The 20,288-nt window shown below is 59.5% G+C and carries 35 protein-coding genes; 11 read left to right on the top strand and 24 right to left on the bottom strand.

All coding sequences use genetic code 11. The features are described from left to right. The first annotated feature begins 71 nt into the window (after positions 1-71). Positions 72-590, top strand: a complete 519-nt coding sequence (locus tag NGJ21_RS14700; RefSeq protein ID WP_251962277.1) for a hypothetical protein — start codon at positions 72-74, stop codon at positions 588-590. A gap of 2 nt (positions 591-592) precedes the next feature. On the opposite strand, the gene NGJ21_RS14695 is transcribed toward NGJ21_RS14700, so the two are convergent. From NGJ21_RS14695 to NGJ21_RS14675, 5 genes are read right to left on the bottom strand one after another with little or no spacing between them, the layout of a single operon-like run. Further along, on the bottom strand, positions 593-1,684 hold the full coding sequence (locus NGJ21_RS14695; RefSeq protein ID WP_251962276.1) for a minor capsid protein: 1,092 nt from the start codon (positions 1,682-1,684) through the stop codon (positions 593-595). Next, a complete protein-coding gene (locus NGJ21_RS14690) occupies positions 1,611-3,062 on the bottom strand; it encodes a DUF4055 domain-containing protein (protein WP_251962275.1) in 1,452 nt (483 codons plus the stop codon). Before NGJ21_RS14690 ends, NGJ21_RS14695 begins: the two co-directional genes overlap by 74 nt. Next, entirely contained in the window at positions 3,062-4,390 is a 1,329-nt protein-coding gene (locus tag NGJ21_RS14685) for a phage terminase large subunit family protein (RefSeq protein ID WP_251962274.1), read from the bottom strand. Before NGJ21_RS14685 ends, NGJ21_RS14690 begins: the two co-directional genes overlap by 1 nt. Beyond that, the gene (locus tag NGJ21_RS14680; RefSeq protein WP_251962273.1) at positions 4,365-4,841 is read right to left on the bottom strand and encodes a DUF2280 domain-containing protein; all 477 of its coding nucleotides are present in this window, start codon (positions 4,839-4,841) and stop codon (positions 4,365-4,367) included. The genes NGJ21_RS14685 and NGJ21_RS14680 overlap by 26 nt, the downstream gene beginning before the upstream one ends. Positions 4,842-4,872: 31 nt before the next feature. Further along, positions 4,873-5,481 carry a putative metallopeptidase gene (locus NGJ21_RS14675; protein WP_251962272.1) on the bottom strand — a complete coding sequence of 203 codons (609 nt, stop codon included), beginning with the start codon at positions 5,479-5,481 and terminating at the stop codon, positions 4,873-4,875. Positions 5,482-5,552: 71 nt separating this feature from the next. On the opposite strand from NGJ21_RS14675, the gene NGJ21_RS14670 reads away from it, so the two are divergent. Then, positions 5,553-5,813: a hypothetical protein gene (locus NGJ21_RS14670; protein WP_251962271.1), complete on the top strand. Its 261-nt coding sequence runs from the start codon at positions 5,553-5,555 to the stop codon at positions 5,811-5,813. A gap of 39 nt (positions 5,814-5,852) precedes the next feature. Here the strand turns inward: NGJ21_RS14670 and NGJ21_RS14665 are convergent, their stop codons facing one another. The 18 genes from NGJ21_RS14665 to NGJ21_RS14585 form a co-directional block, all read right to left on the bottom strand. Further along, positions 5,853-6,164 (bottom strand): hypothetical protein, encoded by a 312-nt coding sequence (locus tag NGJ21_RS14665; RefSeq protein WP_251962270.1) that lies wholly within the window; start codon positions 6,162-6,164, stop codon positions 5,853-5,855. Next, positions 6,161-6,487 (bottom strand): MFS transporter, encoded by a 327-nt coding sequence (locus NGJ21_RS14660; protein WP_251962269.1) that lies wholly within the window; start codon positions 6,485-6,487, stop codon positions 6,161-6,163. The genes NGJ21_RS14665 and NGJ21_RS14660 overlap by 4 nt, the downstream gene beginning before the upstream one ends. Before the next feature lie 165 nt (positions 6,488-6,652). Then, a complete protein-coding gene (locus NGJ21_RS14655) occupies positions 6,653-7,528 on the bottom strand; it encodes a putidacin L1 family lectin-like bacteriocin (protein WP_251962268.1) in 876 nt (291 codons plus the stop codon). Then, positions 7,521-7,727 carry a Com family DNA-binding transcriptional regulator gene (locus NGJ21_RS14650; RefSeq protein WP_251962403.1) on the bottom strand — a complete coding sequence of 69 codons (207 nt, stop codon included), beginning with the start codon at positions 7,725-7,727 and terminating at the stop codon, positions 7,521-7,523. The genes NGJ21_RS14655 and NGJ21_RS14650 overlap by 8 nt, the downstream gene beginning before the upstream one ends. 282 nt (positions 7,728-8,009) lie before the next feature. Next, positions 8,010-8,273 (bottom strand): hypothetical protein, encoded by a 264-nt coding sequence (locus NGJ21_RS14645; RefSeq protein WP_251962267.1) that lies wholly within the window; start codon positions 8,271-8,273, stop codon positions 8,010-8,012. A gap of 115 nt (positions 8,274-8,388) precedes the next feature. Then, a complete protein-coding gene (locus NGJ21_RS14640) occupies positions 8,389-9,078 on the bottom strand; it encodes a hypothetical protein (protein ID WP_251962266.1) in 690 nt (229 codons plus the stop codon). Beyond that, positions 9,075-9,197, bottom strand: coding sequence for a hypothetical protein (locus NGJ21_RS25885; protein ID WP_286010436.1), 123 nt, complete (start codon positions 9,195-9,197; stop codon positions 9,075-9,077). The genes NGJ21_RS14640 and NGJ21_RS25885 overlap by 4 nt, the downstream gene beginning before the upstream one ends. Next, complete coding sequence (locus NGJ21_RS14635) at positions 9,194-9,775, bottom strand: recombination protein NinG (RefSeq protein WP_251962265.1); 582 nt, start codon at positions 9,773-9,775, stop codon at positions 9,194-9,196. The genes NGJ21_RS25885 and NGJ21_RS14635 overlap by 4 nt, the downstream gene beginning before the upstream one ends. After that, a complete protein-coding gene (locus NGJ21_RS14630) occupies positions 9,772-10,242 on the bottom strand; it encodes a NinB/YbcN family protein (protein ID WP_251962264.1) in 471 nt (156 codons plus the stop codon). The genes NGJ21_RS14635 and NGJ21_RS14630 overlap by 4 nt, the downstream gene beginning before the upstream one ends. Then, positions 10,239-10,505: a hypothetical protein gene (locus NGJ21_RS14625; RefSeq protein WP_251962263.1), complete on the bottom strand. Its 267-nt coding sequence runs from the start codon at positions 10,503-10,505 to the stop codon at positions 10,239-10,241. Before NGJ21_RS14625 ends, NGJ21_RS14630 begins: the two co-directional genes overlap by 4 nt. Before the next feature lie 14 nt (positions 10,506-10,519). Then, positions 10,520-10,729 carry a hypothetical protein gene (locus NGJ21_RS14620; protein WP_251962262.1) on the bottom strand — a complete coding sequence of 70 codons (210 nt, stop codon included), beginning with the start codon at positions 10,727-10,729 and terminating at the stop codon, positions 10,520-10,522. After that, entirely contained in the window at positions 10,729-11,490 is a 762-nt protein-coding gene (locus NGJ21_RS14615) for a replication protein P (protein WP_251962261.1), read from the bottom strand. Before NGJ21_RS14615 ends, NGJ21_RS14620 begins: the two co-directional genes overlap by 1 nt. Beyond that, entirely contained in the window at positions 11,487-12,263 is a 777-nt protein-coding gene (locus tag NGJ21_RS14610) for a DnaT-like ssDNA-binding domain-containing protein (RefSeq protein ID WP_251962260.1), read from the bottom strand. The genes NGJ21_RS14615 and NGJ21_RS14610 overlap by 4 nt, the downstream gene beginning before the upstream one ends. Next, positions 12,260-13,012: a phage antirepressor KilAC domain-containing protein gene (locus NGJ21_RS14605; RefSeq protein ID WP_251962259.1), complete on the bottom strand. Its 753-nt coding sequence runs from the start codon at positions 13,010-13,012 to the stop codon at positions 12,260-12,262. The genes NGJ21_RS14610 and NGJ21_RS14605 overlap by 4 nt, the downstream gene beginning before the upstream one ends. A gap of 128 nt (positions 13,013-13,140) precedes the next feature. Next, entirely contained in the window at positions 13,141-13,353 is a 213-nt protein-coding gene (locus tag NGJ21_RS14600) for a hypothetical protein (RefSeq protein WP_119687394.1), read from the bottom strand. A gap of 20 nt (positions 13,354-13,373) precedes the next feature. After that, complete coding sequence (locus NGJ21_RS14595; RefSeq protein WP_027907143.1) at positions 13,374-13,580, bottom strand: hypothetical protein; 207 nt, start codon at positions 13,578-13,580, stop codon at positions 13,374-13,376. Between the two features lie 259 nt (positions 13,581-13,839). Next, positions 13,840-14,028: a hypothetical protein gene (locus NGJ21_RS14590; protein WP_119687397.1), complete on the bottom strand. Its 189-nt coding sequence runs from the start codon at positions 14,026-14,028 to the stop codon at positions 13,840-13,842. A gap of 30 nt (positions 14,029-14,058) precedes the next feature. Continuing rightward, the gene (locus NGJ21_RS14585; protein ID WP_196997861.1) at positions 14,059-14,295 is read right to left on the bottom strand and encodes a hypothetical protein; all 237 of its coding nucleotides are present in this window, start codon (positions 14,293-14,295) and stop codon (positions 14,059-14,061) included. Positions 14,296-14,408: 113 nt separating this feature from the next. Here NGJ21_RS14585 and NGJ21_RS14580 point away from each other — a divergent pair, with 113 nt between their 5' ends. The 3 genes from NGJ21_RS14580 to NGJ21_RS14570 all read left to right on the top strand — a co-directional run bounded on the left by NGJ21_RS14580 (position 14,409) and on the right by NGJ21_RS14570 (position 16,850). After that, positions 14,409-15,248: a S24 family peptidase gene (locus NGJ21_RS14580; protein ID WP_251962258.1), complete on the top strand. Its 840-nt coding sequence runs from the start codon at positions 14,409-14,411 to the stop codon at positions 15,246-15,248. Between the two features lie 122 nt (positions 15,249-15,370). Then, positions 15,371-15,961 carry a DUF6932 family protein gene (locus tag NGJ21_RS14575; protein WP_251962257.1) on the top strand — a complete coding sequence of 197 codons (591 nt, stop codon included), beginning with the start codon at positions 15,371-15,373 and terminating at the stop codon, positions 15,959-15,961. Next, positions 15,948-16,850, top strand: a complete 903-nt coding sequence (locus tag NGJ21_RS14570) for a hypothetical protein (protein WP_251962256.1) — start codon at positions 15,948-15,950, stop codon at positions 16,848-16,850. Before NGJ21_RS14575 ends, NGJ21_RS14570 begins: the two co-directional genes overlap by 14 nt. 37 nt (positions 16,851-16,887) lie before the next feature. Here NGJ21_RS14570 and NGJ21_RS14565 read toward each other — a convergent pair whose 3' ends face one another. Then, entirely contained in the window at positions 16,888-17,214 is a 327-nt protein-coding gene (locus tag NGJ21_RS14565) for a DUF1654 domain-containing protein (RefSeq protein ID WP_251962255.1), read from the bottom strand. A gap of 601 nt (positions 17,215-17,815) precedes the next feature. Between NGJ21_RS14565 and NGJ21_RS14560 the strand changes: the two genes are divergently transcribed. The 6 genes from NGJ21_RS14560 (at position 17,816) to NGJ21_RS14535 (ending at position 20,288) form a co-directional block, all read left to right on the top strand. Next, on the top strand, positions 17,816-18,490 hold the full coding sequence (locus tag NGJ21_RS14560; RefSeq protein ID WP_251962254.1) for a polysaccharide lyase family 7 protein: 675 nt from the start codon (positions 17,816-17,818) through the stop codon (positions 18,488-18,490). A gap of 450 nt (positions 18,491-18,940) precedes the next feature. Further along, positions 18,941-19,186 carry a hypothetical protein gene (locus NGJ21_RS14555; RefSeq protein WP_251962253.1) on the top strand — a complete coding sequence of 82 codons (246 nt, stop codon included), beginning with the start codon at positions 18,941-18,943 and terminating at the stop codon, positions 19,184-19,186. Further along, positions 19,183-19,377 carry a hypothetical protein gene (locus NGJ21_RS14550; RefSeq protein WP_251962252.1) on the top strand — a complete coding sequence of 65 codons (195 nt, stop codon included), beginning with the start codon at positions 19,183-19,185 and terminating at the stop codon, positions 19,375-19,377. The genes NGJ21_RS14555 and NGJ21_RS14550 overlap by 4 nt, the downstream gene beginning before the upstream one ends. A 158-nt stretch (positions 19,378-19,535) precedes the next feature. Continuing rightward, on the top strand, positions 19,536-19,847 hold the full coding sequence (locus tag NGJ21_RS14545) for a hypothetical protein (RefSeq protein WP_251962251.1): 312 nt from the start codon (positions 19,536-19,538) through the stop codon (positions 19,845-19,847). Continuing rightward, entirely contained in the window at positions 19,847-20,134 is a 288-nt protein-coding gene (locus tag NGJ21_RS14540) for an XkdD/Y8K6 family phage-associated protein (RefSeq protein WP_251962250.1), read from the top strand. Before NGJ21_RS14545 ends, NGJ21_RS14540 begins: the two co-directional genes overlap by 1 nt. Before the next feature lie 7 nt (positions 20,135-20,141). Continuing rightward, the gene (locus NGJ21_RS14535; protein WP_155489589.1) at positions 20,142-20,288 is read left to right on the top strand and encodes a hypothetical protein; all 147 of its coding nucleotides are present in this window, start codon (positions 20,142-20,144) and stop codon (positions 20,286-20,288) included.

The raw sequence follows: 20,288 nt of genomic DNA, 5'->3' as shown, positions 1-20,288 counted from the left end.
CGGGCCGAAGGAAACACGCGCTGATGTAGGATGCGGCGACCAGAAGCTGGGTTAACCTCGATACCGCGCCGATGAAATGTCCTAAACCACTTTCCGACAAACCCAAAAAGGCTTGGACCAAGCTGGATGTAACGGTTCAAGCGGCCATAGTTGCCGGTTTTTTCACCGCTGGAGGGATTGGCATCCAAGCCTATTCGTCCTATACCTCCATCAAGAAGGAGCTGCGCACCAGTTGCGTAAAAAGGCTCGATGAAAGAGAGGACAAATTACGCTCCAGAGCAGAGGCCATGCTGGTCGCCCTCTCGAAGTCTTTCTCCTACCCGTACCATCCTGACCCTTCGCACGAAGAGCTAGCATTGCGTTACGAGAACGCTATCGCTTCCGCTGAGGCACTTGTGGCTCACTCATCGCCAAAGCTCGCGACGAAAACGATGAATCTCATCGGCGATTACATGCAAGCCATGCAGCTTACTGATGATGAAGGCACTCGTGCCCAGCGGAGCGCAGACCTGGCCAGACAGATCGAGGATTGGCACCACGTCTATTTTCAGGAGCTAACGGAATTCGATTTCGAGCGAAAAGATTGCTGATCTCATAGCCCCGCACGATCAAATGCTAGCGGCTCTAGCTTCATGAGCTGATCCAGCGTCAGCGGCTTGAGGTTCTTATCTAACTGCAGCGCGGCGAAGCGCTCGGCCGTGAGGCCGCCATCACGGAACAGCTTGCCCCGCACCGGCCCCAGCGCGGCGTCTTGAAATCCAGCTGGCTGCGTTTTGAGCCACTGGTAGTAGCTGAGGCCTGCCGACACCTGCTCGCCGCCATCCGCGCCCACGGCCGCCCTCGTGGCACCTTGCCCGAACAGCGTCGACAACCTGGTGATCGGCGTGATGGTGGTCCGGCAGTGAATGTGGAACGGCGGCACCGGCCCTTTTCCCATCTCGTACTCGCGGCCATCCAGGCTCCTGCACTGCACGCTGGTCTTCCGGTCCAGGGTGGCGACGATCCGATAGCCAGGCACCGCCTCGGCATTCGCCTTCAGCGTTTCCATGCGGGCCGTGGTGGCCACATGCTGGACTGCGGTCTGAACGACTGCCCGGGCGCTTCGGTTGGTGACCGCCAGCACGCCATCGGTGAAGTTCTGTGCTGCGGTCCCGCGCACGGCCTGGGTGATCTGCGCGTTGGTCTGGCCCTGCACGACGCCCATCCGGATGGCGTTGGTGACCTTGTCCGCCTCGGTACGCGTCCACCCGCTCAGGAAGGGCTTGAGCAGCTTGCCGCCATCCACACCGGCCACCTGCAGGGGCTGCGTGTTGATCGCCGCCCGGATCAGGGAGTCCGCTGGCATGACCGCATCGATCAGCAGCGCCTTCGCCAGGCTGCGGCCTTCGAATGCAGCTTCGTACTGCGCAATATCCACCAGGTCCGACTGCATCCGGTCGCTGAAGGCCTTGTAGATTTCCAGCAGCTTGCCGCCCACCCGGCCAAGAAACTCCTCAAGCCGGCTGCGGCTGTAGGTGGTCAGTTCCTTGCGGGTGAGCTGGTCGCGCACATGGGTATCAGCCCGGCGCAGGTAGGTCTCAAACTTCCTGACCTCGCCGGCCTTGAGCCGCTCAAGCAGTACCGAGTGGCGGCTTACCTGCTGCAGTAGCTTCTCGTCCGCCGTTTGCTCCGGTTTCGTCGCCATCGTCTTTGTCCAGGTTGACGCCGCCCGCGCCGTGCTCGTCGCCGATCAATTCGGCCTCTTCGTCGTAGGGGCGCTCGGGAAGCTTCCCGGTGGTGAGGTACTGCCAGTAAGTCTCGGCGCTGATGGTGCCGGCCATGACGCTCTTTTGCAGCTCGGCCAGCACCTGGGCGTTGACCTCTGGAATCACGAACTCCGGCTTGACCGTGAAGACGACCTCATTCGGGTTGTAGCCAGTCCACTCAGCCGCGTAGCGCAGGGCCTGCTCGATGGCCGCTGCCGCCGTGATGACGATGCTGTGCAGCGTGGCGTGCTGGTCGTTCTGACGGGTCTTGCGGGCCTCGCCCGACTCGGTGCCCGAAACGTCCATGACCTTGGCGCCAGCCTCCAGGGCCGCATTCTTCTGGTCTTCCATGGCCCCGCGCACTGCCTCGATTCCCGCGCCCTGGAACTCGAGGTAGCCGCACGATCCTTTAGGGCCAAGGTCCCAGGCTGCCGATGGCCCGGTGACGCTGAGCTCGACGCTCTCGTCCAGGCCAGACACCCACGGCTGAGGGTGGCTGGTCTGGTGCAGCGCGGTGAAGTAGTCGGCGCTGAGCTGGTACGACTTCAGTGCGGCCCGGGCCATGGTCAGCAGCGGGATCTCATCCACGTCCGGAGAGTTGTCGGTGGAGCCGCAGTAGATGACCGGAATGTAGTCCAGGCCGCGCACCAGGTTGTTGCTACCGTCGAAGGTGCCCAGAGGGCGGTCGTCCTCAATCAGCTCGCCGGCCTCGTTGCGCACGCCCGTGCGGCAGACCGCGCCGTCCATGTAGAACTCGCGGTAGACCGTCTCGCATTCGTGGCTGTAGCGGTCCTGCTCCTTGCGTCTGAACTCGCGGAAGACAGATAGCACCAGGTCCTGCCGGCCGCCTTGGTCGGCAGTATCCCAGTTGATGGCGTTGCGCACTGCATAGGTGGCGAAGTACGGCTGGCCTGCGTCGTCAATGTTGACCACCAATGGCACCCGGCCATGGGAGATGGCCTGGCGCACGATCCGCAGGAAAAGCTGGGTCAGGCCAAAGCCATCAGCCGTGGCGTTGTCCACCAGGCCCTTCAGGCCCGCAGGCAGCTTCACCTCGGGGATCAGTCGCGACACAAGGCCCATCATCGAGCGCAGCGAATCCCGCACCCAGTGTTCGTACTGGGCCCGGGCGGTGTAGTTCTGGTACAGGTAGGCATTGCCGGCGCCATCAAGCTTCTCAGCCTCGACCATGCCGCTGGGCTTGGGCAGGTTGCGCGGGCTGCGCTTAATGGCGCCCTCGCCCTCTAGGGCGTCGTCCATCATCCGCCACTCTTCGATGTGAGCGTCGTAGTCTGGGTTGGTTGATTGAACAGGCATTACGCCAAACCTCCGATGCGGCGTGTGCCGGCGGACTGAGTCTTGATCGGGAACCGCTTGGCGATGAAGTAGCCGGCGGCGTCGTTCATGTGGTCGTGCCCCTTCTTGGGGTCCTTGTCCGGCTCACCCTTGTCGGTGTAGGTCTGCCTCTCCAGGCACTGGGTAAGCTGCGGGCATTGGTCGATGTTGACCTTCAGGCGCCGCTCGCCGTACGTGTTGAGGAACATAGCGTTGACCGCGTTGATGCGATCCTTCACGCCGGGGTTCTGTGAGTCGACCACCACGGTGAACCCGGCCTTCTTGAGCAGGGACAGGTCAGATTCACTAGCGTTCTTGCTGCTGGTGTTCTGGCCGCTGGCGTCTGGGTACACGGAAACGCTGTGACCAGAGAAGCGAACCTTGATCTTCTCGATCATCTCCGGCGTGTCACGCACCGAGTGGAACTCGTCAAGCGCCAGCGGCAAGCCCTCACGGACCACGTACACAACCGCGGCCATCTTCATGACGTTGAAGTCCATACCGATGTGCAGGGCCTCTCCCGGCTTGATGCGCTCGCTGGTGCGGCACTCGGCCCGGTCGAAGGTGTAGTAGACGACCCCGGCGTAGTTCTCGAACCCGGCCTCATATTCCTGGCGGAACGTGCGCGGGTCCATCTTGCGGCGGGCAGCATCCAGTTCATCAGCCGGGACATTGCCGCCCTGCAGCGAGGTGTACTGCCAGCTCTTGTGATCAGGCTCACCGCCCGGCTGCCCGTCGCGGTAGGTGTCGTAGCAGTGGTTGAAGCCCTTCGGGGTGCCGATACGCAGTGCATGCCCGCCTTTCCTCGACTCCCCGGTCTGAGGGATCGTGTACTGGCAGGTAGAGAGCATCGGCCTGAGGACCTCTTCCCAGGCTGCCCACGGGCAGTCCGCCCATTCATCCACTAGGACGAAAAACAGACCAGAGCCCCGCAGATTGTCGTAATTGTCCAGGCCGACTACGCGCATGATGTGGCCGGACTTGAGGGTGATCGAGCATTCGGTTTCGTTCGGCCGTGCTGCTCGCCAGGCTTCTGGGATAGCCTGCTTCAGCCGGCGCCAGAAGACCCGCTTGGCCTGCTTGAACGTCGGCGCGCCATACCAGATTTCATCCTCGACGCTCACGCCCCACTCCGCAGCCAGCCGGGCCGCGCGGCGCATCTCAGCCTTGCCGAGGAAGGTCTTGCCGAATCGACGCCCGCACACCGCATCACGGAAGCGCGCCTCAGGCTGAAAGCCCCAGACGTAGATGTTCGCCTGCTTCGGCGTCAGCTTCACCGGCGGGTCATAGGTACGGGGTAGTCGGGACACCTTCGTCTGGCTCCAGCTTGTACTCAGCAACGGCGTGCTGCTGGTCCGCCTGGGAGCCCAGGGGCTTGTCGGGTTCGAGCTTGCGATTGACGTACATGTCGCCGCACTCCTTGGCTGCCTGCTCGTACAGCTGGGCAGTCAGCGCGAGGTTGCGCATGTTCTCGGCTTTCTCAGCCATTCGCCCAAGGCCTCTCAGGCGGAACGCCCGGTTGGCAATGGGGATCTCCGCTGTCTCTTCGCGGAAGCGCTTGCGAGTGTCCTCGAACAAGGCCACCCAGCGTTTGGCCAGGCCCTTGCCGGAGTACTTCGTGGGGTCGTGTGTCTCCACCTGCTGGCGGGTCACGGTGATGCTGAATTCTTTCTGGACGGCCTCTACCACCTGTGAAGGCGTGTCGAAGCACGCCAAGGCCTGAACGATAAAGGCCTTCACGTCGTTGCTGAGGGCTGCCATAGGCTGTCATCCGTCCAGAGCCTGTCCAGAATCACGCCGACTTGAGCAGACAGGTTCCGCAGGCCCTCGAAATGTTGATCTTGGCCACCTCAGGCGGCCGGCTTGCAGCGTCGATCAGCTGCTGTACGTCGTGGCTCGGGCCATACCGGCGAACCACCCCGACGAACTCTTCGACATCATGGCCGCGCATCTCAAGCTTGGGCATGCCGTCCTGGGTGAATGCCGGGGCGCCGTACTTATCGAGCTTGTGACCGATGTGGTATAGCTCGTGCTCTACCAGGGCGCAGAACTCGGCTTCGGAACACTGGGCGCAGTAGTCGCCGGCCTGCGTGATGAGGAATTCGGGCTCTTCACCGAACCAGTCCCGCATCTGCTGCTCTTGGCGAGCCTTCTGCCATCCACCTGCGCGGATCACCAGTTGCTCGGCCTGGCCAAGCACCGCCCGACCCTTCTTGGGGAATGCAGAGGACGCCCATAACACTCCGACATTGGCGTCGATGAGGTGAGCGTGCTCTTCGTTGTGGATGCGTCCGGTTGTGGCGAGGATCTCCCTCTGTATCCACTCCCACACTCCAGCGGCTGGCTGCAGGATCAGCCAAGGCGATTCGAGCAGGTCTGCGGGCGGCATTGGCCTGCTCATAGGTCACCTGCGTCTTGAAATAGTGGCGGGTTGCCGGTATTGGTAGCGATCAACTATTCGGAGGCGGAACGATGCTGAAACTTACTGAAGGTGAAAAGAACTACCTTCTGGAGATGCGAGCACTATCAACGGATGCACAGGGCAACGATGTTTACGTAGGCCTCACCAGCAGCGAGTCTGAGCGCTTTCACTTCCTGAGCGATCCTCACAAGAGCCTGGAACGCTCAGAGAGCGAAGAGTATCTGGCGCTTAATGATAAGCATGAGCTGGCCCGCCTACTCGTCATCGATGCCGAAAACACCCTTCGAGTAGAGAAACCCTCCAAGCACTGATGCACCACGAAATGGCGCACCTCTGTTTTGTGGCGCGGATTACTCAACCGGCTTGCAGTGGTCGCACTGCAGGTGCCGGCAGATCCAGCGCTTCACGCGCGGCCAGTAGGTCAGCATGAACATGTGCCGCATTCCGGCGAGAGCCAGTGAGACCATCAGCGTGACCCAGGCCGTGTTGGCGGTGAAGAACATACGTTCGGAGCGGGCCAGGATGGCGTAGCCACTTATGGCGATGACCGCGTAAAGCACCTTGCCGATAACCCCGTCGCGCACCTTTCCGCTCAGCACGCACCAGGTTGCCCAGATGCCGATGAGTCCGGCCGCGATGGCGTTGATGTATTCATATGTCATGAGCTAGGCCCTCCGAACTTGGACCTGATCACAGACCAGAGATCGGCGGCTTTGATCGCTCGGGTTACGGCGGCGATGAGAGAGCCGCCAAACGTGCCAAGAAGAAAACCGACGCCAGCAACGCTGCGAGGTTCGGTAATACCGAAGTAGTTGCTGACCATTCCGGTGAGGTAGTGCGCGCAGGCCATGCCAGTCAGCAGGAAGAGGATCCAAGCCTTGCGGTCCGTCAGGTCGTCTTTATGCCAGCGGGTGGCAACCAAGGCCCCTAATAGGCCCGCTATAGCCCAGTCGAGCTTCTCGAGCAGGCGGTGAAAAAGCTCCATGCGCTCTGCTCCATTTGGCGTGCATGTCTGAGGCATGCCTAGGGAAACCCAGGCTTCTCGATTTTATTAGCGGGCAGTCAGCCCGCGGGAAAAACTGAGCGAAACGAAATCTGGGAAGTGGCCTGGCAGGACCGTTGCCCTGCCAGGCCAGTGAGCGATATGCGCTTAGAAAGTCCAGACCACTCGATCATAGGTCGGCAGACCATCTTTGTACGGGTTGCCGCCGAAGGAGATTGTACGAACCGGCTTGATGCTCGGGGTGAATCCAAAGCGCGCCCAGCAAACTCGATCAGTAACGATGGCGAAGCAGCCGTTCTCCTGGATGCGAGCATAAGCATCCGGGAATCCAGCTGTTTTGGTAGACCAGATCGGCTGATGTGTAGAGTTGTAGATGACGAAGTTGCCATCGTCCTGCATCGCAGCGAACGCGCCACCCTTGTTCTGAGTGTAAGAGGCCCAGAAAACAAGGTCGTTTTCGCCGTAGAACACCAGGTTACCGTCGCCTTGGAACACCAATCGGGACTTGCCGATGTGGAAGGAGTCCCCTGGATTCATCATGGTGCCGGCAGGGATAATGGTGGCAGGCTGCTCTGCATCCAGAGTCGGCACACCGCTTGCGCTCCAGCGCGGATACTGATCGACGATGACCAGATTGCCATCGTCTTGGAGCTGCATGTAAGTGCGGTCCGCCGCAAGCTGAATTCCTCCCAGCGGATCACTCGCAACTGTTTGCCATTCACGACGTTTCTCCACGTCGATCAGGGTCAGGTTGTAATAAAGGTAAAAGGCAGTCTTGACGTCGTGCCAGACCTGCCGGGTCAGGGATGACGAGTACTGGGCGGTTTTGTCTGCCACCCAGATCGTGGTAGTGCCGTCGTACAGAGCGATGTTGCCGTCATCTTGGTAGATGAATTGATATCGCCCGTTCGGCGATCTCAGGAACTGGTTTTTCGACATCTGCGCGTGAGGTGGCAGAATGAAGCCGCCACTGCCTGTGAAAGGCTTGAGGCGCAGGTCGACCCGTTTATATTTATCAGACATGTGATGCGTTCCTTGAGCTTGAGTGTGATACGGAGATTCCTCCGCATGAATCGCTCATAGGCGATGGCTCGAGACTCGAGGTCTTCACATGGTTCAGTGTCCCGCACCGGGAGCACTTGATCTGGAGCTGGGTAACCCCGCCTGCACGGGCGAGGAGTCGGTTGCATTTTCCGCAACGGATGTCTCTAAGCATCTGCAAAGCCTTAAGTTTTTCTGCTAGGCTCCGCCCCGCTCGCGCGAGCAGTGAGGGCCTTGGCTGGCTTGCAGGCATGATCTGCGATCTGGCGTCTCCCTTGGGTGTTACAGCACCCTCTGGAGTCGCCCTCTCTTTTTCTCGCCGCACAAATGACAAAGCCCCGACTAGTTCGGGGCTTTTGCTTTTCTGTGGGTACTACAAAATTGGCGCTTTATCAGGGGCTTTTGAGGCCCTCTTCAAAGCAAAAACCCCGCTCATGGCGGGGCCTGAAGATAAGCTCAGCAGCTAGATTGAACCAGCGAACGAATTCCATTCCTCGACGGCGCTGTCAGCCGCCGATTTGTGTTTTCGCATCGCTTCTTCCTGCTCTTCTACGAAGTCAGCAATGCACGACTTGTACTCCTCTGCGTCAGCAAGGAACTGGTCGCGCTCGTAGCTATTCTCAAACTCGTAGGGGATGTCAGGCTGCGTGCAGTCGTGTGACGGCTCCAAGATGTCAGCAAATGCCGGGGCTGCAAGGAGAGCCCCAAGCATCAGAAGGGTTCGCATATTCCATTGCCTCACATGAAAAAGCCCGACGCTTTAGGCCGGGCTTTCTTCGTCACTCCTCAATACGCGCAGGAATGACAGGATGAGGAAATAATGTTGCATCGTTGCACGGGTGTCAAGCGGCATCTGCCATCAAAATGCCCTCTGCCACCAAGATCTTGCTGGAATCGTCTAACGCCTCCGTTACCATCTCGTCCAGCACCTTCTCGATGCCCTTCTTCCAGCGCCAGTACGTGGTCCTGTTCAGGCCTTGGCCGTCCCATGTGTTGATGTCGTAGAACTCGGCCGGCAGCACAATCATGTCCGTGGAGCGCTTCACGTACTGCTCGCGGCGCGCCTGACCGGCGTCCTCTGGCATCTCTCCGCCCGCCAGGTGCTTGACCACGCCTGCATGCAGCGAATCGAACTCTGCACGCTCACGGGCCGCCCGACTGGCCACCTCATGCCCCGAATGCGCTTGCACGCCTTTCACGGGAGGGATTGCCCAGGCGGTAACCGCCTTGTACCGGAACAGGTTCGGAGCCTGAGTGGCGATCAGCGGCACCAACTTGCCGATCGCATCGACCTTCTTGGCCTTGTGGGTCGAGAACCTGGCCGTCAGCGCATTCCAGTGCCGCGGGATCAGCTTGCTGTGCAGGCGAGCGTGCACCCAGCAATCCACCAGCATCGCTGCATCCTTCCCAGTGATCTCACCCTTCAGCTTCGAGGCCTGAACTTTCGGCTCGAAGTCGCCACCACCAACGCCGCTCATGGTCTCCGCCGCCAGGGCGCGCACTACCGCGGCCAACACGCTTTGATATTTCATTGTACTTGCTCCTTCTTGCGGCGATACGAGATGACCATGCCACGCACGATGCAGTAGCCGGCGATGATGAAGATGCCCAAGGCAAGAAGCTGGGCGCTGTCAATTGGTGTCCAGTTCATGCCGCCTTCTCCTTCAGCCGCTTGATCTTGTCGCGGTACTCGGCCTTGATGGCCTTGAGTTCGTCGATGGTGTAGCGCTGGGCCTTATGAGGGCCTTCCAGCCAGGCAACCTGCTCGGCGCCTATGCGCTGCACGAGGTTGATCCGGTAGTTCACGATGTCGCCCGACTTGTGCTGGTTGCAGGGCACGCATTGCTTGTGGCAGTTGAGCGGCTCGAAGCGCAGCTCAGGGTTTCCGCCAACGGTGCGGTAGTGCCCGGCGTCGTACTTGCCTTGGTGGTACCGGCCGCAGCTGATGCACGGCAACGCTTCGTCGCGTAGGCGCACCCACTGGTTGAACACCGCCTGGGCTTCACGTACGTAGTCGGCACGGCTCTTGAGCTTCTGCTTGCGCACCTGGATCTCTTGGCGCTCACGCTGGGCGATCGCCTTCCGCGCCACCGCCTGGTTCTCTGGCTTCTTCGCCAGCTCCAGTGCGCACTGCACGCCGCAGGCCTTCTGGGTCGACATCGATGGCCGGAACTTCGTACCGCAGGCCTTGCAGGTCTTCTGCTTCACTTCCTTGAGAACTGTCCTCACGCAGCGGCCTCCCCCAGTAGGTCCGCGAAGTGCACGCCGCGCGCGGCGAATTCCTCGACGATCCGGTCCGTGTACTGGCAGCCCTGAGCGCGGTCGAAAAGACGGGTCACCGGGAAGCCATCCGGCCCGAACATGGCGCAAGGGCCCATCCAGCGCAGCTTGATCTCGTACGGCAGGCTGAGCAGCGCCATGTTGTAGCCGTCGCGGAACTCTTCGCAGGAGGCGCGCATGATCGGCACGCCGTGGTGGAGCTTGCAGTAGCGGCGCACCTCTTCCACGTCGCCCATCTCGGTGCTCTTGGCGATGCGCTCGTACATCGCAAACCACAATGCGTTTTGATCCAGGGTGCGGTCCTTGCCCGGGCGCATGCTCACCACGACGAACTTCTTGTCGCGGAACAGGCGGGTCAGCATGGTGATGGCCTCGGATAGCTTGGCCTGGCTGTTGACGCTGATCTTCTCGGTCATGGCGCCACCTCGTTCACCAGCGATTCTGCTTTCTCGTCAGCGCGCATCACGTGCTTAGCGCGTGAACAGTCCAGATTGCCGTAGCCGCTGACGCTGTACCCGATCAGCTGCATGAGCTGGGAACGGTCATCCTTTTCGTAATCGCGCATGGCGATCTCATTCAGGCCGAATCCATGCTTCTGGCAAAGGTCGAGCATGTCGCTGATGATCTGATTTGCCTTGAAGCGGATAACGCCGTCGGCCGCAACCACGACAGGCTGCATGGGTTGTCTCTTGCTCATGGCTTCTCCTCGATCTTGTTCATCAGCCAGGCGGTAGGAATGGCGGCCAGGAGGATCGACGGGCCGAACATGAGCGCCAGCTTCGCGGGCACCGAGAGGTCCAGTGATACTGCGAACTTGAACCACAGAGTGGCCATGACGGATGCCGCGATGATCACGGTCGGAGCCAGGACGATCATCACCACTGCCTTGAGGTAGTTCCGCATCACACCCCCTCCCCGGCCGGCTGCCCGGCGCGCTTGATGTTCAACTTGGCCAGCAGGTGTGCACGGCACGCGGCAGCGCTCGATGGGATCTGCTGGAGGTCCAGCAGGCGGGCCTGCCGTTGACTTGCATACTCGTCGGCCAGCTCGATCAGGCTCTTCTGGCTGTCGTGTCCGATGCCGGCGGCGATGTCGCCCAGGGGCTCGCCGGCGACCAGCATGCGAATGGTGATGTCGTAAGCCCGGGCGAACACCTTCTCGGCCCGCTCCACCTCCATTGACCCAAGGTTCTGGGCTTCACACTGCAGGGCCGCGTGGCGCACCGCTGCGTGCGTCCAAACGCGTGACCCTGCCCTGCTGGGGTGGAAATTCTCCAGCGCCTCTGCCAGGGCCCGCGCAAGCGGCGGAATGCCCATTTCTTCCGGGGTCGGCTGGCACAGCTTGATGAACTTGCCGCTGCTCGGGGCGAAGTCGGTACCCAGCACCCGGCATTTCTGGATGCCGAAGCGGATCTGCTCGAGTGTGTTGATGCCCGCGGCTACGAAGGACTTGATCCAGCTGCGCTTGGCAGCCTTCAGCGCGTCATCGTCTGGCCAGGCCTGCTTCCACGCCGGGAAGATGGCCTGCAGCTCCTTGAACAGGGCGTTGACCACTTCGGTGGTGCTTGGGTCCAGCTGCTTGGCCGGGGTGTGCACCTCGGCTGGCAGGTTGCTGGCCGTGGCCATGATCTGCGTCACGCTGCGCAGTTTCGACTTTGCGCTCATAGGTCACCCAAGTCGTTTGCCCAGGAGGTGTCATTGAAGTCCGGGCCATTGGCCTGGCGCTTCACCGGGAACGGGCGAACGTTGCTTGCAGTCGCCATGTCACGCTTCACCCACTTGACCAGCAGGCTCACCCACGAGGCCTGGGTCTCGCAGCGGCCAGATGCCGAGTAGTGGCAGACGAATGCGGCGGTCGCTTCATCGGTGAACAGGTCAACAGGGATTCCCATTCGGGTCGCGTAGGCTTTCAGCAGCTTCTGGTCAGGCTTCCACTCAAGGTCCATCTCGGTCGGCAGCTTTGGGTCAACGCCGGATTCCTCGCCCGCGCGTTGTGTGTTGTGTTCTTCCCTTCCATTCCCTTCCCTTCCGGGGTCAACCGGTCGACGACCAGTCGTCGACTCCTCGGCGAATTGTCGACGACCGCTCTCCGACTCATCGTCGATTTCTGCTGGCGGTGCTGGGTACTTGAAGTTCTTTTTCTCGATCTTCTGGTGCTTCCAGCCGCAGATATGCAGGTAGTTTTTGCCTGCTGCCCAGTAGCTGCGGGTCAGTTCGGCGCCTTCCAGTTCGCCAAGGAGCGAGCTCACCTCTTCCGTGGTGATGTCGTCCCCCGGAAAGACCAGCGCCTTGATCGTGCGGGCGGCCAGCGGGTGGTTACCGCCGTCATCGCAGAAGTTCCAGAGGCCAATGAACAGCAGACGGGCCAGCGGGCGGCAGGACATGACCTGCTCGCTCGACCAGAATTCGGGCTTTATGGTGCGGATGCGGGCCATCATTGGACCTCCAGGTTGTGCTGTGCCCACAGGCCGGCCACCCAGGTGACGCCCTTTGGGGTGAATTTGGCTTGGTTGAAGGCATGGCCGCTGTCGCTGGTCCCGGTCTTTACGCTGAACCGGCCGGCATCGATGTGCTGCTGGTACGCCTGCCACTCGCCACCCATGCGGTACATAATCTTCTTGTCGAGTAGGAACTCGCGGAAGCGGGCCTCATTAGCCCTCAGCAACTTGGCGGTTTGACGGAAGCCCTTGAGCCCCGTCGACTCGACGTACTTGTCGACGAACTCCACCTTTGGCGCCGCGATCTCCAGGGCTTGCTGGGCGATCTGGCGTTGCTCGTATTGCTCTGCCCAAGCGCGAGCTGCAGCTGCTGGGTTAGAGAAATCGGGCAGCGTGGCGATTACACGAGGAGCTTCGAGCGACTTGAGCTTTTCGAGAACGCTGCGGCGAACCGATTTCGATTCACGCATACCGACCAGCATGCACTGGTCGAGCGTGAGGTCATAAGTGGCTACCTGATTTCCGTAGACAGGGGTGTAGTATTTTTGCACCCCCTCCAACTCGTCCCCCAGTTCGTCCTCAACCCGAGAAAGGAACTGGTCATTTCGCACCTGGGGTTCGCCAGCAGACTTCCTAGAAGCGTTGATCAGGTCGCGCAGCTCAAGGCTGCTCATCTTTCGCGCCACGAAGCCGTGGTTCGCATTTTGTGGCGCGGGCCGGTTGAGGGCCTGTACACTTTGGGTCTGCATAGGTAAAATTCCTGAACAGAGTTTTTGTTATGCAGAGAGCCGGGCCGCGAACCCGGCTTTTTTGTCTCTGCGATTTGGCGTCCCTTTTGAGGGACTGGCGTCCTGGTCCCTAATTAGGGATCGGACGGTTACCTTGGCGCCGCGAACGGCACCACGTTGCTGCTCTTGGGCTTTCCCCGCTGACCGAGGAAGTGCGCGGTCCTTTTCAGGATCTGCGCGGCCAGCTCATCGGTGCTCACACCGACCTCCTCCGCCCAGGCTTCCAGGTCCGCGAAGTCATTCCGGCGGAACCGGGCGATCTCCACGTCGTGCTGCTGTACTGCTTCGTTTGCAGGCGACATTCGTCCTCCCCTGGACCCATTCAGGCCCTGGCCTTCTTCTCGTTGATCAGCGGCAGATGGCCGTGCTCTTTCTTGAACGCCAGCGCGGCCAGGATGATTTCCCGGGCCAGCACGCTGTGCTGAGCCTTGAGCTCCAGGGCATACCCTTTCAGCTCGTTGAAGTCCTCGTCATCCAAGCGGACCTTGACCTGGTGGTCGTGGCGGTGAGCTTTGTCGTCGTAGGCCATCGGGTGTCCCCTGCGCGCTGGGTAAATCGTTCGGGCTTATCAGTTACGTGTCAGGGCCGGTTCAGGCCCTGCGATGGAACGGCGTTACAGGTCCCCGCGGATTACGGGGCTTAGTTCGGCTGGCCAGTTCTCGACGGATCAACTCGGCTGCGAGGGCTTCGGGGCTGACGCCCCTTCTTTCCGCTTCCCGCTCAAGCTGCTCCATCAGTCCCTGGTCCAATCCGATTTCTTCAATCGGCATGGGGCCTCCTACGGGCCTTCAGGCCACGTGCTGATCGCCGGTATTCTCCGAAGACAGGGCGGCCAGCTGAGCTTCCAGAAGCTCACGGCAGAGCACAGCTCGCTGGGTGCGGTGAAACTTCGCCAGCGCCTGGATCAGTTCAAACGTGTCCTCGTCGACCCGGACCTTGATCTCGCGGTCATGCAGGTGTTTGGGGTTGGCGTACATGCGGGGATTGCTCCTTGCTATGGAAATTGATTAAGCCGCGCCCTTCAGCGCTTTGCGTGCAAACGGGATGAGGTCTGGGCGCAGACCGGCGATGGTGATTTCGCCGTCGGATGCGTCCTGCAGGCGCTCAGCAAGATCAACAGAGGCCTTCCGATGACCACCTGCGAGCTGCCAGAGATGGCCAACAGTGGTCTTCGCCTCAGCAGCTACGTCCCGCCGGCGATCGTTGGTGGCGGTGGCCAACCATTCACGGAGGTGATCATTCATGTGGGTTCTCCTTACACATATGGCGAAATTTAGCTCATGGCTAATGCTTGGGCAAGGAGAATTTAGCTTTGCGCACATTTAGCACTAAGCTAAACGCTGGCATTCTTCGCACCATGGATATCTACGAAATTCGAAAGCACAACCTGGTCAAGCTAATTGGCAGCCAGAGGAAAGGATCCTGCGCGGAGCGCTGGGGGATGGCGCCTGCGCACCTGAGCCAGATCCTTTCGGACAAGACGGCCAAGAACCTGGGCGACGACGTAGCGCGCCGGATTGAGGAAGTGGAGAAATTGCCGCGTGGCTGGTTCGACTCAATTCCTGCAAGCGATGACGCTCTGCCGCACGGCGAGGCCCTGGACAGCAAGCTGTCTGCTGCCGACCTGGTGAAACAGATGCTCGCGAAAAGTGGGAAACGTATTCCAGAGGAGACGCGGCAGCGGTTGCTGGCTGCCGCCGAGGCGCCAGTCGATGGTGAGCCTGGCGACGCCAGCCTTGTGAAAGCTGATCTGAATCGGCCAGGACTGGTGGGCGATGAGGTGTGGATCGCTCACTATGACGTCCGCGGCGCCATGGGCGGCGGTGAGGTGACCCATGATTTCCCGGAGATGCTCCAAGACGTCCGCGTCAGCCCTAAGCACTTGCGCGAGCTCGGTGTCGAGTTCAAAGAGCACTACCACCTGAAGCTAGTCACCGGCTGGGGCCAGTCGATGGCACCCACGATCAAGAGCCGCGACCCGCTCATCGTCGACGTGAGCATTCGCGAATTTATAGGTGACGGGATCTACTACTTCTCTTGGGGCGGCCACGAGTACATCAAGCGCCTGCAGATCGCTGACGAGGATTACTTCGAGATGATCTCGGACAACCCGCAGCACAAAGATCGGATGATTCGACGGGAAGAAACCTACATTCAGGCTCGGGTGCTGCTGGTCTGGAACGCGCATCTGGTCTGAGAGCGCAAAATGGATGACATGCTTATCCCTGCGACGGGTGGCCTGCCGACCGGAGTGCCGCCCTGCTGTGGAGAGAGTAGGATAGCGCGCCGATTGCCTCGTACAGCGGTTGAAATTTCTTTATGAACAGGGAGGTTGAATTGATTCCGCAGTGGAACCAGCAAGGCGGGCTGCCGCCGATTGACGATAATCGTCCAGCAGATCCTGAGCGGTCGCCCTATCATGTGACTGTAGAGCAGGTCGTTGCGCGGTTCGCCACCTCGCTAGAGCGATGTGCAGTGCTAGACGGATTCCTGCGCCACCGCTCCGAACTGCATAGGATCGGCCTCACCCACGGGTTTCAGTGGCTAGATGGAAGCTTTATGGAGAACATTGAGCTCTTAGAAAGCCGGGCACCAAATGACATGGATGTGGTCTCATTTGTGTACCTTGACGATGCCGCTGTGGATCAGATGCGCGAAGATGATCTCCGTTTTCTGATTGATAATGACTGGGTGAAACAGAATTTTAGAGTTGATGCATACGCAGTGTCGTTGCTGGACCACCCTGAAAATCTGGTCCAGCAGTCGGCGTATTGGTACAGCATGTGGTCACATCGTCGGACAAAGCAGTGGAAAGGTTTTCTGAAGGTTGACTTGGATCCTACCTCTGACCAAGCTGCCATTGACTTGCTGGATACCAAAAAGGAGGAGATTCTTCATGAACAAATCTGAGCTTACTCATGCGCAAGCCGAGATCAGTTTTCTGAAAAGAATGTCCTCGCAGGCAGGCATATCCAAACTTTCCAAACTCAGCCTGGAAGCACGATCAAAAAATATATCGACTCGGATCGAAAAGTATTGGAAGGGTGAGGCTAAACTAGCAAAGGCAGCTTTGACATTTAAAGGTGCACCTGTTTGGGGTACCCACGGGGTTCATGCGGATTTCGGTTCAAGCGCAACAGCGAAATTTTCAGAAGCTATTGCTGCTGTAGCAGCCTCTCTCATCGGGCCCCTCGGTGAGCGAGGTAAGATTCCAAACAGAGCTCAGAATCAAATTCTTATCACGGATGTTGCAATAGGCTCATTCGGGTTTGAATTTGAAGAGGCCTCTCCAGCCGATGGGCAGTTACCGCTAGACGGAACCACTCCGGTGGCTCAGGCATTCGAGCTTTTTGCAGAGCTCCTCGAAGCGTCTACACAAGGTGATGATGAACTGTCCGAGCCAATTTCAAAACTAGGTAGCCGTGCCATCGCTAGCGTTGCCGAATTTCTAGACAAACTGGCAGCTTCCGATGCCTATTGCTCTTTTTCCACACGATACCACAAGTTCTCATTTCAAAATGTGGAACAGGTGTTAATAAGCAAATCCCGCTTAAATCCTGAAAACATTCATGAAGAACTTTCAGTCATTTCCGGTCGTTTTCTTGGCACTTTCCCTTCAGATAGAAAGTTTGAATTCATCTCAGATGATGGAGTGGTAATTCACGGCAGAATTGATCGCTCAATTGAGCAGCCAGCCGTCATCAACCATCATCTTAATGAATCAACTAAGGTTACCTTTAGTACCAAAAGGGTGGGTAAAGGTCGACCACGCTATACGCTTGCAGAATTACCTTGGTAGAAGACAAGCCCGCCCAGAGCGGGCTTTTTTGTGCCTGTTAGAACGGCGCCTCCCCCTTCTCGGCCACCTCCTCTCTATCCCGCTCAGCGAAAAAGTCGTCCCGCTCTTCGTTTTCCTGGAGCTCCCACCGGACAGTCACGCTCTCGTCGTCGTTGAACGTCAGATCCAGCTCCGGCGTCTCAGCGAGTAAGCCCATCACCTCCTCCCACTCGGCTTCGCCGTCTGTGTCCAGGCGGTGGATCGTCACCCAGCGCTGCGTCTGTGCGAGCGGGTGGTTGATCATGGACGAGACTCGAAGCCCCAGACGCTCTACTCCGGACATTTCCTGGCGCTGCTGCGGTGCGGATTTCTTGTGCTTGGACATAGCTCCCTCCTCTTAAGCTGTATATTCGTACAGTAATTTCAGAAGCATAGCTCAGTGCTAAATCCTAGGTAAATACCCCCAGCTCGAATTCTTCGCTTGGATGCGATTTGTCGCCCAGCGAAATTTATTTAGCTCTGAGCTATTGACTAAGCTTTAGCGCATGGCTAAATTTCACTTCAAGCGGTCACTCACGAGGGACTGCAGAGGCCCTCACCGGCCGCCGCTCTTTAACAGCCAGCGCCATGCCCGACTACCCGGCCCAGCCGGTTAGGTCACTCCCGGCTCCATCGGTGGGAGGTCAGTAAACCGATGAACAAAACCGCACTTGCCTCTACCGGCGACCGGCGATCCGACAGGCCCGAAAGCCTGCCCACGCGCAGCCCACTGTGACGGCGGACGAGGTGTTGACCGAACTGAGTGAATGACCTGGTAAGCGAGTGCGGAGAAAGAAAGAACGATTTAGTGATGCCGTCTCAATGAGGCGGCATTGCGCAGCATCACCTGAGCCCACTCGAAGAGCTGGCTGAGGGATGCGAACACGCATCCAGGCAGCAAAGGCAATCGTGCCAGACCATGATTTTTATCGTCAGGAGACATACCCATGACCGTAAACATCAGCAATCTAACGATCACGACCCCAGTGGCCACTTCATCCACCAACCCCGTAGCCCTTGAGCTCAGCGGCGCTGAGGCGATCGCTCAGTACCCAAGCGTGGTGACTGTGCTGGCCGATGGCTCAGTTCAGTTTTCGGCGCCCACCAAAGGTGCTTCGAGTAAAAGCACCCACCGCACGCGCTGCGAGTGGAAAGAGGCCAACTACTGGTCTTTGGCCAGCGCAGCCGAGCACATCAACATGCAGGAGATGACGCTCACGAAGGTCAACTCCGCGCAGAAAGTGGTGATCTCGCAACTACACGTGAAGGACGATGACAGCCCGCCAGTGAAGGTCTTCTGGAGCAAAGGCAACATCACCTTGGGCTTCCGCGAAACGTTCAACCAGGCCACGCCGATCAACACCACCCTGCTCAAAGGCGTGCCTCTGGGTTCGAAGTTCACCGTCACTATCCGCGTGCTCGCCTCGGGCGCTTTGACCGTGACCGCCAGTTGCAATGGCAAGGCCGGGTCGTCCGGCAGTCTCCACATGGACAGTTCCTGGCGCTCATCGCTGCTGAACTTCCATGGCGGCGTCTACAACCAGGTCGATTACACCGATGCCACGCCAGCTGACGACGGCTCAATCTGCATCGTGAGCGACCTATCACTCACCCATACGTAAATCTGCTGGCAAGCCAGCACGCAGGCGAATCCGGGGCCTATCCGGCCAGACCAGATGCTTCCCGGGCGGCTCCGGGCGCCTGCACCCTTCCCTTCACATCGACCGCATTGGCAGGCGCCAGGCCACCTTTCACGGTGGGTTTGGTCACCCGCGCCTGGCTCCTGGCCAATGCGGCCGCACAACCAACCTGGAGCCGACCATGAATGATCAGCTCGATCTCTATGCCGACAGCGCCCAGGCCCGCGCCTTGGATCGTCGCCTCTCTGGCGAGCACGAAGTTCACTGGGCGGAAGGCGTTACGCCATAGCAGGCAGCGGCAAACAACCGGGCTTGGCTTGCCATGATCCGCAAACAAGACGAGCACCAGAGGGCAAGCAGCCGAAAGGCGATTGCCTCGGCACTCGACAAGATGGAAGCCATGTGCGGCTCAGGTGCCGCCCGGAGGACTGCATGAACAGATCAACGCAAAAGGATGTAATCCGCATCATCGAATCCCGACTTGATGCAATGGCCAGCGACTCATCTTCATTAAGCGGGAAATCGCGCCTTGAGGGCGAGATCGAAATGGCCATCGACTTGGCGCATCTGACCGGAGTGATCGACCTTCCCCTTCGCAACCATTTTATCGAGCGGCGCGACCGCATTCTGGACCGAGACCATCAGCAGTGGGAGCAGCAGTTCCGGAGGTTGGGATGAGTACTCCTCCTGTGAAATCTCTCATCGACGAGCAGCTTGAGCAGATCGAGCGCACGCTGGCGGTGATCAGCTTCGGCATCCCATTCAACGAGGCCGTCGGCCTGCCACGGGAGACGCCAGTGGCCAGTCTCAAGCGCAGTCTCGGCGTGACAATGAAGGGGCGGCGCATCGCCGTCCGCGTGCGGCCATGACCAGCTACCAGCGTGCACGCCGGATCGCTACCTGGCGCGGCTCCTTCATCGCTCTCACCTTTTGCACTGGCTGGCTCCTACTAAGCGCGCTGGGCGGCAGCATCACCCAATAACCAACTTGTCAGCGCCAACCGCATGGATGGCGCGGGAGATTCGCCATGTCCGATATTTGCGTCCACCTCGAACAACCTCAGGTCGTGAGCCTGACGCCTGAAATCCTCGCCAAGGCTTTCTGGGCGATGGGAAGTGACGGTCAAGCGGCATTCTTCGACGCCCTCGGCAAAGTGGTTGAGGAGGACAACCTCAGCAACAGCAAGTCCTACTCCTATGGCGAGCTGCAGTGGTGCTACCTGAAGGATGAGCTGCGCAAGCCAGGCATGTATCGCGCCAACAAGATGCACATGGCGCTGTCGGCGTTCGCCTTCGACTTCTGGCCGCGCAAGCCTGAAGGCGCACGGGAGGGATTGTGATGGGCAAGCACACTCCTGGGCCTTGGTTCGTACGTGAAGTGCCTAACTGCAACCTACCAGGCCACACAGGTTACGCAATCGACTTCAACGATGCGCAGGAGCAGGTGGTCGACTTCGTTTACGAAGAGGCTGACGCGCAGCTGATCGGCGCTGCCCCTGATCTTCTCCGGGCTCTTGAACTTGTCATGGAAGATAAGGATCCCGGATATCACGACTGCATCGACGACGGTGAGCCCGAATGCGCTTGGTGTATCGCGCGGAAGGCCATCGCCAAAGCCACCTCCTGAGGCTCCCATGAACACAACACCCCGCCTGGCCGCCCAGCTCGACTGGAAGACGGTCGGAGAGTTCTCGCCTGAGCGGTACCAGGGCGATGAGCGAAAAGAGTACGAAGACGAGGCTGCTCGCATTGAGCGGCAGTGGGACAACCAACCGAGCTGA

The sequence above is a fragment of the Pseudomonas sp. Marseille-Q5299 genome, from assembly GCF_943737035.1.
Classification (GTDB): Bacteria; Pseudomonadota; Gammaproteobacteria; order Pseudomonadales; family Pseudomonadaceae; genus Aquipseudomonas; species Aquipseudomonas putida_E.
The sequence above is the reverse complement of the archived record's forward strand: the minus strand, read 5'-3'. Positions and strand labels throughout refer to the sequence as shown.

Excerpts from the sequence above, each read along its gene's own strand:
- NGJ21_RS14610 (WP_251962260.1), bottom strand. The coding sequence starts at position 12,263 with ATGATGGCCCGCATCCGCACCATAAAGCCCGAATTCTGGTCGAGCGAG.
- NGJ21_RS14615 (WP_251962261.1), bottom strand. The coding sequence starts at position 11,490 with ATGAGCGCAAAGTCGAAACTGCGCAGCGTGACGCAGATCATGGCCACG.
- NGJ21_RS14630 (WP_251962264.1), bottom strand. The coding sequence starts at position 10,242 with ATGACCGAGAAGATCAGCGTCAACAGCCAGGCCAAGCTATCCGAGGCC.
- NGJ21_RS14575 (WP_251962257.1), top strand. The coding sequence starts at position 15,371 with ATGAACAGGGAGGTTGAATTGATTCCGCAGTGGAACCAGCAAGGCGGG.
- NGJ21_RS14605 (WP_251962259.1), bottom strand. The coding sequence starts at position 13,012 with ATGCAGACCCAAAGTGTACAGGCCCTCAACCGGCCCGCGCCACAAAAT.
- NGJ21_RS14690 (WP_251962275.1), bottom strand. The coding sequence starts at position 3,062 with ATGCCTGTTCAATCAACCAACCCAGACTACGACGCTCACATCGAAGAG.
- NGJ21_RS14540 (WP_251962250.1), top strand. The coding sequence starts at position 19,847 with ATGGGCAAGCACACTCCTGGGCCTTGGTTCGTACGTGAAGTGCCTAAC.
- NGJ21_RS25885 (WP_286010436.1), bottom strand. The coding sequence starts at position 9,197 with ATGAACTGGACACCAATTGACAGCGCCCAGCTTCTTGCCTTGGGCATC.
- NGJ21_RS14655 (WP_251962268.1), bottom strand. The coding sequence starts at position 7,528 with ATGTCTGATAAATATAAACGGGTCGACCTGCGCCTCAAGCCTTTCACA.
- NGJ21_RS14570 (WP_251962256.1), top strand. The coding sequence starts at position 15,948 with ATGAACAAATCTGAGCTTACTCATGCGCAAGCCGAGATCAGTTTTCTG.
- NGJ21_RS14535 (WP_155489589.1), top strand. The coding sequence starts at position 20,142 with ATGAACACAACACCCCGCCTGGCCGCCCAGCTCGACTGGAAGACGGTC.
- NGJ21_RS14660 (WP_251962269.1), bottom strand. The coding sequence starts at position 6,487 with ATGGAGCTTTTTCACCGCCTGCTCGAGAAGCTCGACTGGGCTATAGCG.
- NGJ21_RS14625 (WP_251962263.1), bottom strand. The coding sequence starts at position 10,505 with ATGCAGCCTGTCGTGGTTGCGGCCGACGGCGTTATCCGCTTCAAGGCA.
- NGJ21_RS14585 (WP_196997861.1), bottom strand. The coding sequence starts at position 14,295 with ATGAATGATCACCTCCGTGAATGGTTGGCCACCGCCACCAACGATCGC.
- NGJ21_RS14680 (WP_251962273.1), bottom strand. The coding sequence starts at position 4,841 with ATGGCAGCCCTCAGCAACGACGTGAAGGCCTTTATCGTTCAGGCCTTG.
- NGJ21_RS14600 (WP_119687394.1), bottom strand. The coding sequence starts at position 13,353 with ATGTCGCCTGCAAACGAAGCAGTACAGCAGCACGACGTGGAGATCGCC.
- NGJ21_RS14590 (WP_119687397.1), bottom strand. The coding sequence starts at position 14,028 with ATGTACGCCAACCCCAAACACCTGCATGACCGCGAGATCAAGGTCCGG.
- NGJ21_RS14580 (WP_251962258.1), top strand. The coding sequence starts at position 14,409 with ATGGATATCTACGAAATTCGAAAGCACAACCTGGTCAAGCTAATTGGC.
- NGJ21_RS14555 (WP_251962253.1), top strand. The coding sequence starts at position 18,941 with ATGAACAGATCAACGCAAAAGGATGTAATCCGCATCATCGAATCCCGA.
- NGJ21_RS14700 (WP_251962277.1), top strand. The coding sequence starts at position 72 with ATGAAATGTCCTAAACCACTTTCCGACAAACCCAAAAAGGCTTGGACC.
- NGJ21_RS14665 (WP_251962270.1), bottom strand. The coding sequence starts at position 6,164 with ATGACATATGAATACATCAACGCCATCGCGGCCGGACTCATCGGCATC.
- NGJ21_RS14550 (WP_251962252.1), top strand. The coding sequence starts at position 19,183 with ATGAGTACTCCTCCTGTGAAATCTCTCATCGACGAGCAGCTTGAGCAG.
- NGJ21_RS14545 (WP_251962251.1), top strand. The coding sequence starts at position 19,536 with ATGTCCGATATTTGCGTCCACCTCGAACAACCTCAGGTCGTGAGCCTG.
- NGJ21_RS14640 (WP_251962266.1), bottom strand. The coding sequence starts at position 9,078 with ATGAAATATCAAAGCGTGTTGGCCGCGGTAGTGCGCGCCCTGGCGGCG.
- NGJ21_RS14620 (WP_251962262.1), bottom strand. The coding sequence starts at position 10,729 with ATGCGGAACTACCTCAAGGCAGTGGTGATGATCGTCCTGGCTCCGACC.
- NGJ21_RS14560 (WP_251962254.1), top strand. The coding sequence starts at position 17,816 with ATGACCGTAAACATCAGCAATCTAACGATCACGACCCCAGTGGCCACT.
- NGJ21_RS14670 (WP_251962271.1), top strand. The coding sequence starts at position 5,553 with ATGCTGAAACTTACTGAAGGTGAAAAGAACTACCTTCTGGAGATGCGA.
- NGJ21_RS14695 (WP_251962276.1), bottom strand. The coding sequence starts at position 1,684 with ATGGCGACGAAACCGGAGCAAACGGCGGACGAGAAGCTACTGCAGCAG.
- NGJ21_RS14595 (WP_027907143.1), bottom strand. The coding sequence starts at position 13,580 with ATGGCCTACGACGACAAAGCTCACCGCCACGACCACCAGGTCAAGGTC.
- NGJ21_RS14675 (WP_251962272.1), bottom strand. The coding sequence starts at position 5,481 with ATGAGCAGGCCAATGCCGCCCGCAGACCTGCTCGAATCGCCTTGGCTG.
- NGJ21_RS14645 (WP_251962267.1), bottom strand. The coding sequence starts at position 8,273 with ATGCGAACCCTTCTGATGCTTGGGGCTCTCCTTGCAGCCCCGGCATTT.
- NGJ21_RS14565 (WP_251962255.1), bottom strand. The coding sequence starts at position 17,214 with ATGTCCAAGCACAAGAAATCCGCACCGCAGCAGCGCCAGGAAATGTCC.